Genomic DNA, 15757 nt, shown 5'->3' on the forward strand with positions numbered 1-15757 from the left:
CCGCACGCTCCTGCATCATCAGATCCTGAAGCTGCCCACCAACTGCTTTAACCGGCTGGCCTGATTCTCCAGGTCATTGCAGGCACGCAACGTCGCTTGCAGGTTCTCCACCCCTTCCTGATTCAGCGTATTGATCTCGGTGATGTCGACATTGATCGACTCGACCACGGCGGTCTGTTCTTCCGTGGCCGTGGCGACGGACTGGTTCATGCCGTCAATCTCGCCGATGCGCAGGGTCACGCTGCTCAGACGCTCACCGGCCTGATTGGCGATGCCGACACTGTGCTGGCTGTGGCTCTGGCTTTCGGTCATGGTCGAAACGGCCACCTGGGCACCGGCCTGCAGCTCTTCAATAATGCGCTGAACCTGCTGTGCCGAGTCCTGGGTACGGTGGGCCAGGTTGCGTACTTCATCGGCGACCACTGCAAACCCGCGGCCGGCTTCACCGGCCCGTGCGGCTTCAATGGCGGCGTTGAGCGCCAGCAAGTTGGTCTGTTGCGAAATACCACTGATCACTTCGAGGATCTGACCAATGTTCACCGTGTTGGCATTGAGGGTCTCGATGTTGTCGCACGAGTCACTGATCTTGCTCGACAGCTGGTTCATGACCTCTATGGTCTGTTCAACCACCTGCTGACCTTCTGCGGCCAGGTTGCGTGCATCGCTTGAATGCTGCGAGGCGAGGGCGGCGTTCTGGGCAATTTCCTGGGCGGCTGCGCCCAGCTCGTTGATGGCCGCCGCGACGCTGCTGGTGCGGCTCGACTGCTGGTCGGCGTTGTGGATCGAGGCATTCGAGGCGCTGACCACGCGCAGGGCGACTTCATTGACCTGGCCGGTAGCCGAGGCTACTTCGCGGATCGATTCGTGGATGCGCTCGACAAAGCGGTTGAAGGAAAGGCCAAGGCTGCCGAACTCGTCCTGGGCGTGAATGCGCAGGCGGCGGGTGAGGTCGCCTTCACCTTCGGCAATATCGTGCATGGCCCGGCCCATGACGTGCAGCGGTTCCATCAGCACGCGGATCAGCAGGCCCAGCAGGACGATGATGATCAACACCGCAATCACCGTGGCAATCAGCGCCGAGGAGCGCAGCTCACTGAGCATGGTGAAGGCATAGTCCTGATCAAGGACCAGAGCGACATACCAGTCAGCCGAAGGCACGCCGCTGACCTTGGTGAAGGTGATGAATTTTTGTCCGCCGTCTTGCTCGGTTTCTTTCAGGCCGGCACCGATGGTCGGGGTGTGCTGTGGGTACGCCTCGCTGAGGTTCTTCAGCACCAGCCTGGCGTCAGGGTGCACGAGGATCTTGCCATCGCCGTTAACAATGAAGGCCTGGCCGTGGCCATTGAAGTTCAGTGCGTTGATGATCGAGCTGATGCTGTCCAGGTCAGTGTCGGCACCGTTGACGCCGATCAGCCGGCCTTGTTGCAGCACCGGGGTCGCCAGGGTAATCACCAGCTTGTTGGCGGATGCGGAAATGTAGGGCTCGGTGACGATGGTCTGGCCGGCACTGCTGGCGGCCTTGTACCAGCCGCGTACCCGCGGGTCGTAGTCGGCGGGGCGGCTGCCCAGCGGCACGGATTGCATGTAGCCGTCCTGGCCACCGAAGTAGGTCAGCAGAAAGTTGCTGCCATACACCGGCAGATTGAGGCTGCGGGTCAAGCTGTCTTTGCTGGCGCCGTCGATGGCCACTTGCTGGGACAGCGACTGCAGGATCTGCATGCGGCTTTGCAGCCAGGTCTGGATGTTGCTGCTGGTCAGGTTGCCGAGTTCCTGCATGGATGACTCGGTGTTGCTGCGCAGGGTCTGGCGCTGGCGGTAATCGTTGAACAGGACAAAGCAGGTGAAGGCAACAGCAACCACCAGGGCGGCGGCGAGCAGGATTTTGTGGCTGAACTTTAGGTTTTTTGTCATCGCGGGGATCTGTTTGCACACGGCGGGTCAACGGGAGGGGCGCGGCAATACGTCGCAGCGCGACTCTGTGTCGTCCGCCAACGGGAAAAGATTAATCGACGAGCGCACTAAACGACCGAAGGCATGCAAATGGCCGCAGGAAAGCAATAAAGCTGGGGAACCCACGGCGCTTTTTCCCTTCTAAGCTGTCGGTAGGCCATCGCGCCTGCACCCTCATGTCCAGGAGTGACCTTTCATGTCGTTGCGTTCCCTCGCCCTGCTGTCCTTGTGCGTGTTTCTGACTGCGTGCAACAAGATCAATCAGGAAAACTATTCACAGCTCAAGGCCGGTATGGCCAAGGCCGAGGTAGAGAAGCTGCTCGGTACTCCCAAGGAATGCTCCGGCGCACTGGGCATGTCCAGTTGCACCTGGGGTGACGACAAGAGCTTTATCAGCGTGCAGTACGCCGCCGACAAGGTGCTGATGTATTCCGGGCAGGGCCTCAAATGAAAGCGTTACACCTGTTGCTCGTTCTGTGTGCCGGCCTGATCCTGGGTGGCTGCGCCAATACGGGGGCAGGCCCGATACCGCCAAAGACTGCCGCCAGCGTCGACCTCAAGCGTTACCAGGGCAAGTGGTTCGAACTGGCGCGCCTGCCGATGTTCTTCCAGCGCGATTGCGCCCAGTCCGAGGCCCATTACAACCTCAAGCCGGATGGCACGGTCGGCGTCCTCAACCGTTGCCAGACCCTTGAAGGTGAGTGGCAGGAAGCCAGTGGCACGGCCACGCCGCAAGTGCCGGGCAAAACCGACAAGCTCTGGGTAGTGTTCGACAACTGGTTCTCGAAGGTGCTGCCCGGCGTCGCCAAGGGCGAGTATTGGGTGCTTTACGTAAGTGACGACTACCAGACCGCGCTGGTCGGCAATCCGGACCGCAAATACCTGTGGATACTGTCGCGCAAGGCCACTGTTCCGGCCTGGCAGCGTGAAACCCTGCTGGCCAAGGCGCGTCAGCAAGGCTACGACACGAATCGCCTGATCTGGCGGGTAGCCGACAGGGACATTGCTGCACATACGCCCTGAGGCGATCGCAAAAGACGATGCGGCGGTGCAGCAGGTACACCGCCGAATCAGGTCAGCCCAACACGTTGCGCAGCACTTCGGCGAATGCCCGTGCGCTGTCTTCTTCCTGGGCATGGCGTCCCTGGCGCACCACCCACTGGCCGTTAACCATTACATCGCGCACCTGACGATCGCCGCCGGCAAACAGCCAGCGATTGAGAATGCCGTCCCCGCTGGCAGTCGCCAGATACGGATCACTACCCTCCAGCACCAGCCAGTCGGCGCGCTTGCCAACCGCCAGTTCGCCGATCGGTTGCCCCAGCGCCTGGGCGCCGCCGCTCAAGGCTGCGTCATACAACGTCCGCCCAACCATTGGCTGGTCACCGCGATAGAGGCGGTTGCGTCGTTGGTCGCGCAGGCGCTGGCCGTATTCCAGCCAGCGCAGTTCCTCGACCACGCTCAACGACACATGGCTATCGGAGCCGATACCCAGACGACCGCCCTGGGCCAGGTAGTCCACTGCCGGGAAGATGCCGTCACCGAGGTTGGCTTCAGTGGTCAGGCACAGGCCGGCGATTGCCCCGCTGCGCGCCATTCGTTGAACTTCATCCGGCTCCGCGTGGGTGGCATGCACCAGGCACCAGCGCTGATCGACCTCGGTGTTGTCATACAGCCATTGCAGCGGCCGGCGCCCGCTCCAGGCCAGGCAGTCGTCGACTTCCTTCTGTTGCTCGGCAATATGGATATGCACCGGGCAGGCCTTGTCGCTGGCCGCGAGTACCTGGGTGATCTGCTCCGGGGTCACCGCGCGCAGGGAGTGGAAGCACAGGCCTAGCGCTTGTGCCGGTTGTGCCGCCAGCTGTGGCGCCAGGCGTGCTTGCAGGTTGAGGTATTGCTCGGTGCTGTTGATGAAGCGCCGCTGGCCTTCGTTGGGTGCCTGCCCGCCAAAACCGGAGTGGCTGTAAAGCACCGGCAGCAAGGTCAGGCCGATGCCGCTGGCACTGGCCGCCTGGCTGATGCGCGAGGACAGTTCGGTCGGGTCGGTGTAGGCCTGGCCCTGGGTGTCGTGGTGCACATAGTGGAATTCGGCAACAGAGGTGTAACCGGCCTTGAGCATCTCGATGTACAACTGGCGAGCGATGACCTGCAACTGTTCGGGGCTGATTTTACCGACCAGGCGGTACATCAGCTCACGCCAGGTCCAGAAGCTGTCGTTGGGGTTGCCGGCCACTTCCGCCAGCCCGGCCATGGCGCGCTGGAAGGCGTGGGAGTGCAGGTTGGGCATGCCGGGCAGCAGCGGGCCGGCCAGGCGTTCGGCGCCGTCGGTCGAGCCTCCGGCTTGAATGTGGGTCAGCATGCCATCGGCGCCGACCTCGATTCTGACGTTTTCGGCCCAGCCCGTGGAGAGCAAAGCGCGTTCGGCAAAGAAGACGGACATCGACGCGGCACCTCGTTGTGATTATTTGTATATACATATACAGACGTTTGCCTGCTGGGTAAACTCCGGCAAGCTACCGTTCACACCAACCGAAAAGGATACGCGCCGTGCCGACACCTCCTGTCTCCGCGCTGGTTGCCCAGATGGGCGAGGGGCCGGCGCCGCTGTACGCCCGGGTCAAACAGATGATCGTCCAGCAGATCCAGAATGGCAGCTGGCCGCCGCACCACCGGGTACCTTCTGAAAGCGAACTGGTCAGCCAGCTGGGATTCAGCCGCATGACCATCAACCGCGCCCTGCGCGAGCTCACGGCCGAAGGTCTGCTGGTGCGCATGCAGGGCGTTGGTACTTTTGTCGCCGAGCCCAAGACCCGCTCAGCGCTGTTCGAAGTCCACAACATTGCCGATGAGATCGCCGCCCGTGGTCATCAGCATAGTTGCCGGGTGGTGACCCTCGCCGAAGAGGCGGCCGGTTCCGAGCGCGCCCTGGCCCTGGACATGCGTGAGGGGCAACGGGTCTTTCATTCGCTGATCGTGCATTTCGAGAACGGTGTGCCGGTGCAGATCGAAGACCGCTTCGTCAATGCGCAGATCGCCCCGGACTACCTCAAGCAGGACTTCACCCGGCAGACGCCGTATGCCTACCTGTCCCAGGTGGCGCCCTTGACCGAAGGCGAGCACGTCGTCGAAGCGATCCTGGCCGAGCCGGAAGAATGCAGCCTGTTGCAGATCGAGCCAGGCGAGCCGTGCCTGCTGATTCGCCGGCGTACCTGGTCGGGCCGCCAGCCGGTGACGGCTGCACGCCTGATTCACCCGGGTTCCCGCCATCGCCTTGAAGGACGCTTCAGCAAATGAGCCAGCTGCAGGTATTACGCGCCAAGGATTACCCCCGCATGCCATGGAAGAATGGCGGCGGCAGTACCGAAGAAATCACCCGTGACGGTGGTGCGGGCCTTGAAGGTTTTGGTTGGCGCCTGTCGATCGCCGATATCGCCGAGTCTGGCGGTTTCTCCAGCTTCAGCGGTTATCAGCGGATCATCAGCGTGTTGCAGGGCGACGGCATGATCCTGCAGGTGGATGGCCAGCCCAGTCGTGACCTGTTGCCGTTCGATGCCTTTGCGTTCAGTGGCGAGAGCCAGGTGAACTGCCGGCTGCTGGGTGGTGCGATTCGCGATTTCAACCTGATCTACGCGCCGCAGCGTTACCGAGCGCGGTTGCAGTGGTTTGGCGAACCGACCCGCTTGTTCAGCGCGGCCAACACCTTGTTGCTGTTCTGTGCGCAAGACGCCGTGAACCTTCGCATTGCCGGGCATCCACAGCAGGTGCTGGGGTTGTATGACTGTGTACAGCTGAGCGATAACGCGCAGTTGCTCGAACTGGAAGTTGACGGCCGTTGCTGCGTCGTCGAGCTATCGGACGTTTCTCGGTAACGCCCCTTTTTTACCCAGGCTGTTACCGATTGCCTCAAGGTGGCGCAATGCCGCCTTGGCAACAACGTGTTTCCTGTATGTCTCCCGGCCAATTCCCCTTTCTCGCAGCACCTTGTAATTCAAGGGCTTCGTCATTGCTCAAGGTTTTTTCAACAAGGCCAGCGCTGACTTGGCCGCTCAATTGCATATGCTTGTATGTACAAGTAAAGATGTGTGCGTATGAGTGGATAGGCCGTCCCGTCTGCGCTGTTCAAACCGCCCACTGACCCGCTGCCGGGTCGGGTCTGGATAGATCGTTTTAGGAGCCCTTTTCGTGACTGACAACAACCTGAACAAATTCCGTGATGTCGAGATCCGTGCCCCGCGCGGTAACAAGCTGACGGCGAAAAGCTGGCTGACCGAAGCGCCACTGCGCATGCTGATGAACAACCTCGACCCGGAAGTGGCGGAAAACCCGAAGGAGTTGGTGGTATACGGTGGCATTGGCCGCGCGGCACGCAACTGGGCCTGCTATGACAAGATCGTTGAAAGCCTGACCCACCTGAATGACGACGAAACCTTGCTGGTGCAGTCGGGCAAGCCGGTCGGCGTGTTCAAGACCCACAGCAACGCCCCTCGCGTACTGATCGCCAACTCCAACCTGGTACCGCACTGGGCCAACTGGGAACACTTCAACGAACTGGACGCCAAAGGCCTTGCCATGTACGGCCAGATGACCGCCGGCAGCTGGATCTACATCGGCAGCCAGGGCATTGTCCAGGGTACTTACGAAACCTTCGTGGAAGCCGGTCGTCAGCATTACAACGGCAGCCTCAAGGGCAAGTGGGTACTGACCGCCGGCCTGGGCGGCATGGGCGGCGCACAACCGCTGGCAGCCACCCTTGCCGGTGCCTGCTCGCTGAACATCGAATGCCAGCAAAGCCGTATCGACTTCCGCCTGAGCAGCCGTTATGTCGACGAGCAAGCCAAGGACCTGGACGACGCCCTGGCACGCATCGCCCGGTACACCGGCGAAGGCAAGGCCATCTCGATCGCCTTGCTGGGTAACGCCGCAGAAATCCTGCCTGAACTGATCAAGCGCGGCGTGCGCCCGGACATGGTCACCGACCAGACCAGCGCCCACGACCCGCTCAACGGTTACCTGCCTGCCGGCTGGACCTGGGAACAGTACCGCGACCGCGCGCAGACCGAGCCCGCTGCCGTGGTCAAGGCCGCCAAGCAATCGATGGCCGTGCACGTCAAAGCCATGCTCGAGTTCCAGAAGCAGGGCGTGCCGACGTTCGACTACGGTAACAACATCCGTCAGATGGCCAAGGAAGAGGGCGTGAGCAATGCCTTCGACTTCCCGGGCTTCGTGCCGGCCTACATCCGTCCGCTGTTCTGCCGCGGTATCGGTCCGTTCCGCTGGGCGGCGCTGTCGGGCAATGCCGAAGACATCTACAAGACCGACGCCAAGGTCAAGGAACTGATCCCGGACGATGCTCACCTGCACAACTGGCTGGACATGGCCCGCGAGCGCATCAGCTTCCAGGGTTTGCCGGCCCGTATCTGCTGGGTGGGCCTGGGTCAGCGCGCCAAACTGGGGCTAGCCTTCAACGAAATGGTCCGCCGCGGGGAGCTGTCGGCGCCGATCGTGATCGGTCGTGACCACCTGGACTCCGGTTCGGTGTCGAGCCCGAACCGCGAAACCGAGTCGATGCAGGATGGTTCCGACGCCGTGTCCGACTGGCCACTGCTCAACGCCCTGCTCAATACCGCCAGCGGCGCGACCTGGGTGTCGCTGCACCATGGTGGTGGCGTCGGCATGGGCTTCTCCCAGCATTCGGGCATGGTCATTGTCTGTGATGGCACCGACGAGGCTGCCGAGCGTATCGCCCGCGTGCTGACCAACGATCCGGGTACCGGCGTTATGCGCCACGCGGATGCCGGCTACCAGATCGCCATTGATTGCGCCAAAGAGCAGGGGCTGAACCTGCCGATGATTACCGGCTGATCCTGCGTTGCGGGGGTGGGCCGCAGAGCGTACCCCCGCTGACGTCGTTTCAGGGAAAGGGACGACCGCACGCATGGCTGCGTTTGCCACTGGACTGCCGATATCCACTTTCATGTTTGGGAGCGTCACGCAATGAAAACCACCAAGACCCTGCTCGCGTCGCTGTTTGCCCTTGGCCTGCTCGGCGCTGCCGGTGCCAGCCAGGCGGCCAGCTGGTGCGAATCCGGCAAACCGGTGAAATTCGCCGGGCTGAACTGGGAAAGCGGCATGCTGCTGACCGACGTGATGCAGTTTGTGCTCAAAAACGGCTACGGCTGCGAAACCGACAGTCTGCCGGGCAACTCCATCACCATGGAGAATGCCCTGGGCACCAACGACATCCAGGTGTTTGCCGAAGAGTGGGTAGGGCGCAGCGAGGTCTGGAAGAAGGCGGAAGCGGCCGGCAAAGTGGTCGGTGTCGGTGCGCCAGTGGTCGGTGCGGTTGAAGGCTGGTACGTGCCGCGCTACGTGATTGAAGGCGACGCCAAGCGCAAGCTCGAAGCCAAGGCCCCAGACCTCAAGAGCATTGCCGACCTGAGCAAATACGCCGCTGTGTTCAGGGACCCGGAAGAGCCTGGCAAAGGCCGTTTCTACAATTGCCCGGCCGGATGGACCTGCGAGCTGGACAACAGCCAGATGCTCAAGGACTACGGCCTGGAGTCGAGCTACACCAACTTCCGCCCAGGCACCGGCCCGGCCCTGGATGCGGCGGTGCTGTCGAGCTACAAGCGTGGCGAGCCGATCCTGTTCTACTACTGGACGCCCACCCCGCTGATGGGCCAGGTCGACCTGGTCAAGCTGGATGAAAAGCCCGGCGTGGACAAGAGTGTGTCGATCAAGGTCGGGCTGTCCAAAGCGTTCCACGAGCAGGCCCCCGAGCTGGTCGCGGTACTGGAAAAGGTCAATCTGCCGATCGACCTGCTCAACCAGAACCTGGCCCGCATGACCAAAGAGCGGATCGAGTCGCCGAAGCTGGCCAAGCTGTTCCTCAAGGAACATCCTGAAGTCTGGCAGGCATGGGTCAGTGAAGACGCGGCCAAGAAGATCAATGCGGCGCTCTGAGCGCTCACTTCGACCTGACGAGTGAACCCTATGTTTCCCGAAAACTTTACCTTCTCCATCGCCGACTGGGTCAATGGCTGGGTCGATGCGCTGGTGACCAACTACGGCGATGTGTTCCGGCACATTTCCGACACCCTGCTGTGGGCAATAGTCAACCTTGAAGGCTTGCTGCGTGCCACGCCCTGGTGGTTGATGCTGGCGGTGGTCGGGGTGATTGCCTGGCATGCCACACGGCGCGTGCTGCCGACCGTGGTGATCGTCGGCCTGCTGTTTCTGGTGGGCGCTGTCGGGCTGTGGGACAAGCTGATGCAAACCCTGGCGCTGATGCTGGTGGCCACGTTGATATCGGTACTGGTCGGCATTCCCCTGGGGATCCTCTCGGCGCGTAGCAACCGCTTGCGCGCCGTGCTGATGCCGCTCCTGGACATCATGCAGACCATGCCCAGCTTCGTGTACCTGATTCCGGTGCTGATGCTGTTCGGCCTGGGCAAGGTACCGGCAATTTTCGCCACCGTCATCTACGCCGCGCCGCCGCTGATCCGCCTGACCGACCTGGGTATCCGTCAGGTTGACGGTGAGGTCATGGAAGCGATCAATGCTTTTGGTGCCAACCGCTGGCAGCAACTGTTCGGAGTGCAATTGCCGCTGGCGCTGCCGAGCATCATGGCCGGCATCAACCAGACCACCATGATGGCGCTGTCGATGGTGGTGATCGCCTCGATGATCGGGGCCCGTGGCCTGGGTGAGGATGTGCTGGTGGGGATCCAGACGCTCAACGTCGGCCGCGGTCTGGAAGCGGGCCTGGCGATTGTGATTCTGGCTGTGGTGATCGACCGTATTACTCAAGCCTATGGCCGTCCACGGCATGAGGTGAGCAAATGAGCACGCAGGCGATGAACAAGATCGAAGTGAAGAATGTCTTCAAGATCTTCGGCGCACGCGCCGAGGACGCCCTGCAACTGATTCGTCAGCAGCGCAGCAAAGAGCAGGTGCTGGCCGAGACCGGTTGTGTGGTGGGGGTCAATGACCTGTCGCTGTCGATCGGCAGCGGCGAGATTTTCGTCATCATGGGCCTGTCCGGCTCAGGCAAGTCAACGCTGGTCCGCCACTTCAACCGCCTGATCGATCCTACCAGCGGGGCGATCCTGGTCGATGGCGAAGACATCCTGCAGTACGACATGGAGGCACTGCGCCAGTTCCGCCGCCGCAAGATCAGCATGGTGTTCCAGAGCTTCGGCCTGCTGCCGCACAAGACGGTGCTGGACAACGTTGCCTATGGCCTGAAAGTGCGCGGTGAGAGCAAGCAGCTGTGCAACGAGCGCGCGCTGCACTGGATCAACACTGTGGGCCTGAAGGGCTACGAAAAGTCTTACCCGCATCAGCTTTCTGGCGGCATGCGCCAGCGTGTCGGCCTGGCACGGGCGCTGGCGGCAGACACCGACATCATCCTCATGGACGAAGCCTTCAGTGCCCTCGACCCGTTGATCCGCGCCGAGATGCAGGACCAGTTGCTGGAGCTGCAGAAAACCCTGCACAAGACCATTGTGTTCATCACCCATGACCTCGATGAGGCCGTGCGCATCGGCAATCGTATCGCGATCCTCAAGGATGGCCGGCTGATCCAGGTGGGCACACCAAAAGAGATTCTCCATTCGCCGGCTGACGAGTACGTCGACCGCTTTGTCCAACGCCGTGCGGCAACTGTGTGAGGGCCAACCTGTTGAACGTTGAAACTGTCGTCATCACGGACGCCCCGGTGCGTTGGCAAGACCTCGTCGCGGTAGCGCGCCATGGCGCACGCCTGGAACTGTCGGCGCAGGCCTGGGCACGTATCGAAAACGCCCAGGCCATCGTGCAACGCATTGTGCAGAGCCGCGAGCGCGCCTATGGGGTCAATACCGGCCTGGGCGCGCTGTGCAACGTGTCGCTGGAAGGCGAACAACTGAGTCAGCTGTCGCGCAACACCTTGCTCAGCCATGCCTGCGGTGTAGGCCCGGCGCTGGCAGACGAACAGACCCGGGCGATCATCTGCGCTGCCATCGTCAACTACAGCCAAGGCAAGTCTGGCCTGCAACGCAGTGTGGTCGAGGCGCTGCTGGCGTTGCTCGAGCGCGGTATCACTCCACAGGTGCCGGCCCAGGGCTCGGTGGGTTATCTGACCCATATGGCCCATGTCGGCATCTGCTTGTTGGGTATCGGCAAGGTCAGCTACCGCGGGCAGATCGTCGAGGCTGCACACGCCTTGGCCGAAGAAGGCCTGGCCCCGGTAAAGCTGGGTGCCAAGGACGGGCTCTGCCTGGTCAACGGTACGCCGTGCATGACCGGCCTCAGCTGCCTGGCCCTGGATGACGCGACGCGCCTGCTGCAATGGGCCGACGTGATTTCGGCCATGAGTTTTGAAGCCCAGCGCGGCCAGATTGATGCGTTCGACGCCGAGATCATTGCGCTCAAGCCTCACCCGGGGATGCAACGGGTCGGTGAAAATCTGCGTGCGCTGCTCGATGGCAGTGAAGTGATTGCTGCGAGCAAAGGCATTCGCACCCAGGATGCGTTGAGCATCCGTTCGATTCCGCAGGTGCACGGCGCGGCCCGCGATCAGCTGGTGCACGCTGCCCGGCAGATCGAGTGCGAGCTCAATGGTGCCAACGACAACCCGCTGCTGCTGGGCACTGTGGATAACTTCCGGGTGATGTCCCAGGCCAACCCGCACGGCCAGTCGGTGGCCCTTGCCGCTGACCTGTTGGCCATTGCCATGGCAGAAATCGGCTCGATTGCCGAGCGTCGCCTGGACCGCCTGGTCAATCCGCATGTCAGTGGCTTGCCGGCGTTTCTGGTGAGCAACCCCGGGGTCAACTCGGGGATGATGATTACCCAGTACGTTGCCGCCTCGCTGTGTGCGGAAAACCGTCAGCTGGCGCAGCCTGCCGTGCTCGACAACTATGTGACCTCCGGCCTCCAGGAAGACCACCTGAGCCTGGGCACCAACGCGGCGCTGAAACTGCACAAGGTGCTGGAAAACTGCACGCAGATCCTGGCGATCGAGTACTTGCTGGCCGCCCAGGCCTTCGAATTCCTCAAGGCGCAGGGCTTCGGCACCGGCACCGGCGCTGCCTGGCACCTGCTGCGCGAACACGTGCCGGCCTACCTCGAAGACCGCTGGCTGGCGCCGGATATTGCCCGCGCCGCCGAGCTGCTCAGACAACCCCGGTTGCTGCAGCGCGTGCTGCCGGCCCTGCATTGAACAACTACAAGGAGTAAGGTCATGAATACATTCAATCTGGTGCCTGGGCAGCTGACCCTGGCACAGCTGCGCGAAATCTATCGCCAACCCGTGCGCCTGACCCTGGACGCCAGTGCTGGCGCGGCGATTGACGCCAGTGTTGCCTGCGTCGAGCAGATCCTTGCAGAAAACCGCACCGCCTACGGGATCAACACCGGCTTCGGCCTGCTGGCTTCGACCCGCATTGCCAGCCACGACCTGGAAAACCTGCAGCGCTCGCTGGTGCTGTCGCACGCCGCCGGTATCGGTGCACCGCTGGACGACGCCATGGTGCGGCTGATCATGGTGCTGAAGATCAACAGCCTCAGCCGTGGTTTCTCCGGCATCCGCCGCAAAGTCATCGACGCCCTGATCGCCCTGGTCAACGCCGAGGTGTACCCGCACATCCCGCTGAAAGGTTCGGTCGGCGCCTCCGGCGACCTGGCACCGTTGGCGCACATGTCGCTGGTACTGCTGGGCGAAGGCAAGGCGCGTTACCAGGGGCAGTGGCTGTCGGCTACCGAAGCGCTGGCGGCTGCAGGCCTTGAACCGCTGACCCTGGCAGCCAAAGAAGGCCTGGCGCTGCTCAATGGCACGCAGGCATCCACCGCCTATGCGCTGCGCGGCCTGTTTGAAGGCGAGGACCTGTTCGCCGCGGCTACCTCGATCGGTGCGCTGACAGTCGAAGCCGTGCTTGGTTCGCGCTCGCCGTTCGATGCCCGCATTCATGCTGCGCGCGGCCAGCGTGGGCAGATCGATTCGGCTGCCTGCTACCGCGATCTGCTCGGCGATGGCAGTGAGATCTCGGCCTCCCACGAAAACTGTGGCAAGGTCCAGGACCCGTATTCGCTGCGTTGCCAGCCGCAGGTCATGGGCGCCTGCCTGACCCAGTTGCGCCAGGCCGCCGAAGTGCTGGCGGTCGAAGCCAATGCCGTTTCCGACAACCCGTTGGTGTTTGCCAGCGAAGGCGACGTGATTTCCGGTGGCAACTTTCACGCAGAGCCCGTGGCCATGGCCGCCGACAACATGGCCCTGGCCATCGCTGAAATCGGTTCGCTGAGCGAGCGCCGCATCTCGTTGATGATGGACAAGCACATGTCCCAGTTGCCGCCGTTCCTGGTGGAAAACGGCGGGGTCAACTCGGGCTTCATGATTGCCCAGGTCACCGCAGCAGCGCTGGCCAGCGAAAACAAGGCGCTGTCCCATCCGCACAGCGTCGACAGCCTGCCGACCTCAGCCAACCAGGAAGACCATGTGTCGATGGCGCCGGCTGCCGGCAAACGGCTGTGGGAGATGGCCGAGAACACCCGTGGCGTGCTGGCCATCGAATGGCTGGGCGCCTGCCAGGGCCTGGACCTGCGCGAGGGCCTGAAGACCTCGGCCAAGCTGGAACAGGCACGCCAGGTTTTGCGCAAGGAAGTTGCGCACTACGACCGCGACCGGTTCTTCTCGCCAGACATCGAAGTGGCCAGCGCGCTGCTGGCTGAAGGCAAGCTGAGCGGACTGTTGTTGGCGGGCGTTCTGCCGAGCCTGTAACGGACTGCAAACGGAGATATTTCATGAAAACCCTCTGGCAGCATTGCCATGTGGCGAGCATGGCGCACGGCACGTACTCGATCATCGAGGATGCGGCGATGATCACCAGCGCCGGCCATATCGAGTGGATCGGCCCACGTCAGGCACTGCCGGCGGTCAACGCTGAGCGCAGCGTCGACCTGGGAGGCGCCTGGGTCACACCAGGGCTGATCGATTGCCACACCCATGCGGTGTTCGGTGGTAATCGCAGTGGTGAGTTCGAGCAGCGCCTGCAGGGCGTCAGCTATGCCGAGATCGCCGCCCAGGGCGGTGGCATTGCCAGCACGGTGCGGGCGACGCGTGCGGCCAGCGAAGATGAACTGTTCGCCAGCGCCCGCCAACGCGTGCAGGCATTGATGCGCGATGGCGTCACCACCCTGGAAATCAAATCCGGCTATGGCCTGGATCTATCCAGTGAGCGCAAATTGCTCAACGTGATCCGCCGTCTGGGTGAAGAGCTGCCGCTGACGGTGCGCAGCACTTGTCTGGCAGCGCATGCCCTGCCACCTGAATACAAGGACCGCGCCGACGACTACATCAACCACATCTGTGATGAGATGCTGCCGGCGCTGGCGGCCGAAGGCCTGGTCGATGCTGTCGACGCCTTCTGCGAGTACCTGGCATTTTCCCCGGCCCAGGTCGAGCGGGTGTTCATCAAGGCCCGTGAACTGCGGTTGCCGGTCAAACTGCATGCCGAGCAGTTGTCGTCGCTGGCCGGATCGAGCCTGGCGGCACGCTATCAGGCCTTGTCGGCCGATCACCTGGAATTCATGACCGAAGAAGACGCCATTGCCATGGCTGCAGCGGGCACCGTTGCGGTGCTGTTGCCGGGCGCTTTCTATTTTCTGCGTGAAACCCAACTGCCGCCGATGGACGCCCTGCGCAAACACGGGGTGAAGATCGCCATCGCCAGTGACCTGAACCCTGGCACCTCACCGGCGCTTTCGCTGCGGCTGATGCTCAACATGGCGTGCACGCTGTTCCGTCTGACGCCGGAAGAGGCGTTAGCGGGTGTCACCCTGCATGCCGCTACGGCGCTGGGAATGGGTAGCAGCCATGGTTCGCTGGAAGTGGGCAAAGCCGCAGACTTCGTCGCCTGGCAGATCGAACGACCGGCAGACCTGTGTTACTGGCTCGGCGGCGACCTGCCCAAGCGGGTCGTGCGCCAGGGCCGTGAACTGTTCAATTGAGGGAGGGTGAATGGACAAGGTACTGAGTTTTCATCAGGGCAGCCTGCCGTTGCTGATCAGCATGCCGCACGCCGGCCTGCGCTTGACCCCGGCGGTCAAGGGGGGCCTGGTGGCGCAGGCGCAAGGCTTGCCGGACACCGACTGGCATATTCCCCGGCTATACGATTTTGCCCGTGAACTGGGGGCCAGCATCGTCGCCGCCGAGTACTCGCGGTTTGTCATCGACCTGAACCGTCCCGAGGACGACAAGCCGTTGTACGCCGGTGCGACAACGGGCCTGTACCCGGCCACCCTGTTCGAAGGCGAGCCGCTGTTCAAGGAAGGGCAAGTGCCCTCGGCAGCTGAGCGCGCCACCTACCTGGAACAGATCTGGCGGCCTTATCACGACACACTGCGCAACGAACTGCAGCGCCTGCGTGAGCAATTCGGTTATGCGCTGCTATGGGATGCGCATTCGATCCGTTCGCACATTCCGCACCTGTTCGACGGCACGTTGCCGGACTTCAACCTGGGCACTTTCAATGGTGCCAGTTGCGACCCTCAACTGGCCGAGCGCCTGCAGGGTGTCTGCACCGGGTTTGCGCACTACAGCCACGTGCTCAACGGCCGCTTCAAAGGCGGGCATATCACCCGTCACTATGGCGACCCGGCCAACAATATCCATGCCGTACAGCTGGAGCTGGCGCAGCGTACCTACATGGAAGAGCGCGAGCCGTTCGCCTATGACGAACAACTCGCGCAGAACACTCGGCAGGTACTGCGCAAGTTGCTTGAAACGATCATGGCCTGGGGGCTTGAGCGCTACGGGCGTTGAACCGGG

Annotated in this window: 14 protein-coding genes; 12 read left to right on the plus strand and 2 right to left on the minus strand. The window is 62.4% G+C overall.

The window, feature by feature from the left end:
- Window positions 1–18: 18 nt before the first annotated feature.
- Window positions 19–1911: a methyl-accepting chemotaxis protein gene (locus I5S59_RS17430; protein ID WP_197877713.1), complete on the minus strand. Its 1893-nt coding sequence runs from the start codon at window positions 1909–1911 to the stop codon at window positions 19–21.
- A gap of 235 nt (window positions 1912–2146) precedes the next feature.
- Between I5S59_RS17430 and bamE the strand changes: the two genes are divergently transcribed.
- Both bamE and I5S59_RS17440 read left to right on the plus strand, forming a co-directional pair.
- Window positions 2147–2401, plus strand: coding sequence for an outer membrane protein assembly factor BamE domain-containing protein (bamE, locus tag I5S59_RS17435; protein WP_128321685.1), 255 nt, complete (start codon window positions 2147–2149; stop codon window positions 2399–2401).
- Window positions 2398–2973 (plus strand): lipocalin family protein, encoded by a 576-nt coding sequence (locus I5S59_RS17440; RefSeq protein WP_128321684.1) that lies wholly within the window; start codon window positions 2398–2400, stop codon window positions 2971–2973. Before bamE ends, I5S59_RS17440 begins: the two co-directional genes overlap by 4 nt.
- Before the next feature lie 52 nt (window positions 2974–3025).
- On the opposite strand, the gene I5S59_RS17445 is transcribed toward I5S59_RS17440, so the two are convergent.
- Complete coding sequence (locus I5S59_RS17445) at window positions 3026–4390, minus strand: formimidoylglutamate deiminase (RefSeq protein ID WP_197877714.1); 1365 nt, start codon at window positions 4388–4390, stop codon at window positions 3026–3028.
- Between the two features lie 143 nt (window positions 4391–4533).
- Here I5S59_RS17445 and hutC point away from each other — a divergent pair, with 143 nt between their 5' ends.
- The 10 genes from hutC (at window position 4534) to hutG (ending at window position 15751) form a co-directional block, all read left to right on the plus strand.
- The gene (hutC, locus tag I5S59_RS17450; protein WP_197877730.1) at window positions 4534–5244 is read left to right on the plus strand and encodes a histidine utilization repressor; all 711 of its coding nucleotides are present in this window, start codon (window positions 4534–4536) and stop codon (window positions 5242–5244) included.
- Window positions 5241–5819, plus strand: coding sequence for a HutD family protein (locus I5S59_RS17455; RefSeq protein WP_197877715.1), 579 nt, complete (start codon window positions 5241–5243; stop codon window positions 5817–5819). The genes hutC and I5S59_RS17455 overlap by 4 nt, the downstream gene beginning before the upstream one ends.
- A gap of 313 nt (window positions 5820–6132) precedes the next feature.
- Window positions 6133–7812 (plus strand): urocanate hydratase, encoded by a 1680-nt coding sequence (gene hutU / locus I5S59_RS17460; protein ID WP_197877716.1) that lies wholly within the window; start codon window positions 6133–6135, stop codon window positions 7810–7812.
- Window positions 7813–7944: 132 nt separating this feature from the next.
- Window positions 7945–8913 carry an ABC transporter substrate-binding protein gene (locus tag I5S59_RS17465; RefSeq protein WP_197877717.1) on the plus strand — a complete coding sequence of 323 codons (969 nt, stop codon included), beginning with the start codon at window positions 7945–7947 and terminating at the stop codon, window positions 8911–8913.
- Between the two features lie 30 nt (window positions 8914–8943).
- The gene (locus I5S59_RS17470; protein ID WP_197877718.1) at window positions 8944–9795 is read left to right on the plus strand and encodes an ABC transporter permease; all 852 of its coding nucleotides are present in this window, start codon (window positions 8944–8946) and stop codon (window positions 9793–9795) included.
- Window positions 9792–10622 carry a quaternary amine ABC transporter ATP-binding protein gene (locus I5S59_RS17475; RefSeq protein WP_197877719.1) on the plus strand — a complete coding sequence of 277 codons (831 nt, stop codon included), beginning with the start codon at window positions 9792–9794 and terminating at the stop codon, window positions 10620–10622. Before I5S59_RS17470 ends, I5S59_RS17475 begins: the two co-directional genes overlap by 4 nt.
- Before the next feature lie 8 nt (window positions 10623–10630).
- Window positions 10631–12154: an HAL/PAL/TAL family ammonia-lyase gene (locus tag I5S59_RS17480; RefSeq protein WP_197877731.1), complete on the plus strand. Its 1524-nt coding sequence runs from the start codon at window positions 10631–10633 to the stop codon at window positions 12152–12154.
- Window positions 12155–12175: 21 nt separating this feature from the next.
- Complete coding sequence (hutH, locus tag I5S59_RS17485) at window positions 12176–13708, plus strand: histidine ammonia-lyase (RefSeq protein ID WP_197877720.1); 1533 nt, start codon at window positions 12176–12178, stop codon at window positions 13706–13708.
- Window positions 13709–13731: 23 nt separating this feature from the next.
- Window positions 13732–14937 (plus strand): imidazolonepropionase, encoded by a 1206-nt coding sequence (gene hutI / locus I5S59_RS17490; protein ID WP_197877721.1) that lies wholly within the window; start codon window positions 13732–13734, stop codon window positions 14935–14937.
- A gap of 10 nt (window positions 14938–14947) precedes the next feature.
- Window positions 14948–15751 (plus strand): N-formylglutamate deformylase, encoded by an 804-nt coding sequence (gene hutG, locus I5S59_RS17495; RefSeq protein ID WP_197877722.1) that lies wholly within the window; start codon window positions 14948–14950, stop codon window positions 15749–15751.
- Window positions 15752–15757: the final 6 nt, after the last annotated feature.

This window comes from Pseudomonas alkylphenolica (genome assembly GCF_016009175.1).
GTDB classification, from domain to species: Bacteria; Pseudomonadota; Gammaproteobacteria; order Pseudomonadales; family Pseudomonadaceae; genus Aquipseudomonas; species Aquipseudomonas alkylphenolica_B.

Excerpts from the sequence above, each read along its gene's own strand:
- I5S59_RS17470 (WP_197877718.1), top strand. The coding sequence starts at position 8,944 with ATGTTTCCCGAAAACTTTACCTTCTCCATCGCCGACTGGGTCAATGGC.
- I5S59_RS17455 (WP_197877715.1), top strand. The coding sequence starts at position 5,241 with ATGAGCCAGCTGCAGGTATTACGCGCCAAGGATTACCCCCGCATGCCA.
- I5S59_RS17475 (WP_197877719.1), top strand. The coding sequence starts at position 9,792 with ATGAGCACGCAGGCGATGAACAAGATCGAAGTGAAGAATGTCTTCAAG.
- hutG (WP_197877722.1), top strand. The coding sequence starts at position 14,948 with ATGGACAAGGTACTGAGTTTTCATCAGGGCAGCCTGCCGTTGCTGATC.
- I5S59_RS17430 (WP_197877713.1), bottom strand. The coding sequence starts at position 1,911 with ATGACAAAAAACCTAAAGTTCAGCCACAAAATCCTGCTCGCCGCCGCC.
- I5S59_RS17465 (WP_197877717.1), top strand. The coding sequence starts at position 7,945 with ATGAAAACCACCAAGACCCTGCTCGCGTCGCTGTTTGCCCTTGGCCTG.
- hutC (WP_197877730.1), top strand. The coding sequence starts at position 4,534 with ATGGGCGAGGGGCCGGCGCCGCTGTACGCCCGGGTCAAACAGATGATC.
- I5S59_RS17440 (WP_128321684.1), top strand. The coding sequence starts at position 2,398 with ATGAAAGCGTTACACCTGTTGCTCGTTCTGTGTGCCGGCCTGATCCTG.
- hutH (WP_197877720.1), top strand. The coding sequence starts at position 12,176 with ATGAATACATTCAATCTGGTGCCTGGGCAGCTGACCCTGGCACAGCTG.
- bamE (WP_128321685.1), top strand. The coding sequence starts at position 2,147 with ATGTCGTTGCGTTCCCTCGCCCTGCTGTCCTTGTGCGTGTTTCTGACT.
- hutI (WP_197877721.1), top strand. The coding sequence starts at position 13,732 with ATGAAAACCCTCTGGCAGCATTGCCATGTGGCGAGCATGGCGCACGGC.
- I5S59_RS17445 (WP_197877714.1), bottom strand. The coding sequence starts at position 4,390 with ATGTCCGTCTTCTTTGCCGAACGCGCTTTGCTCTCCACGGGCTGGGCC.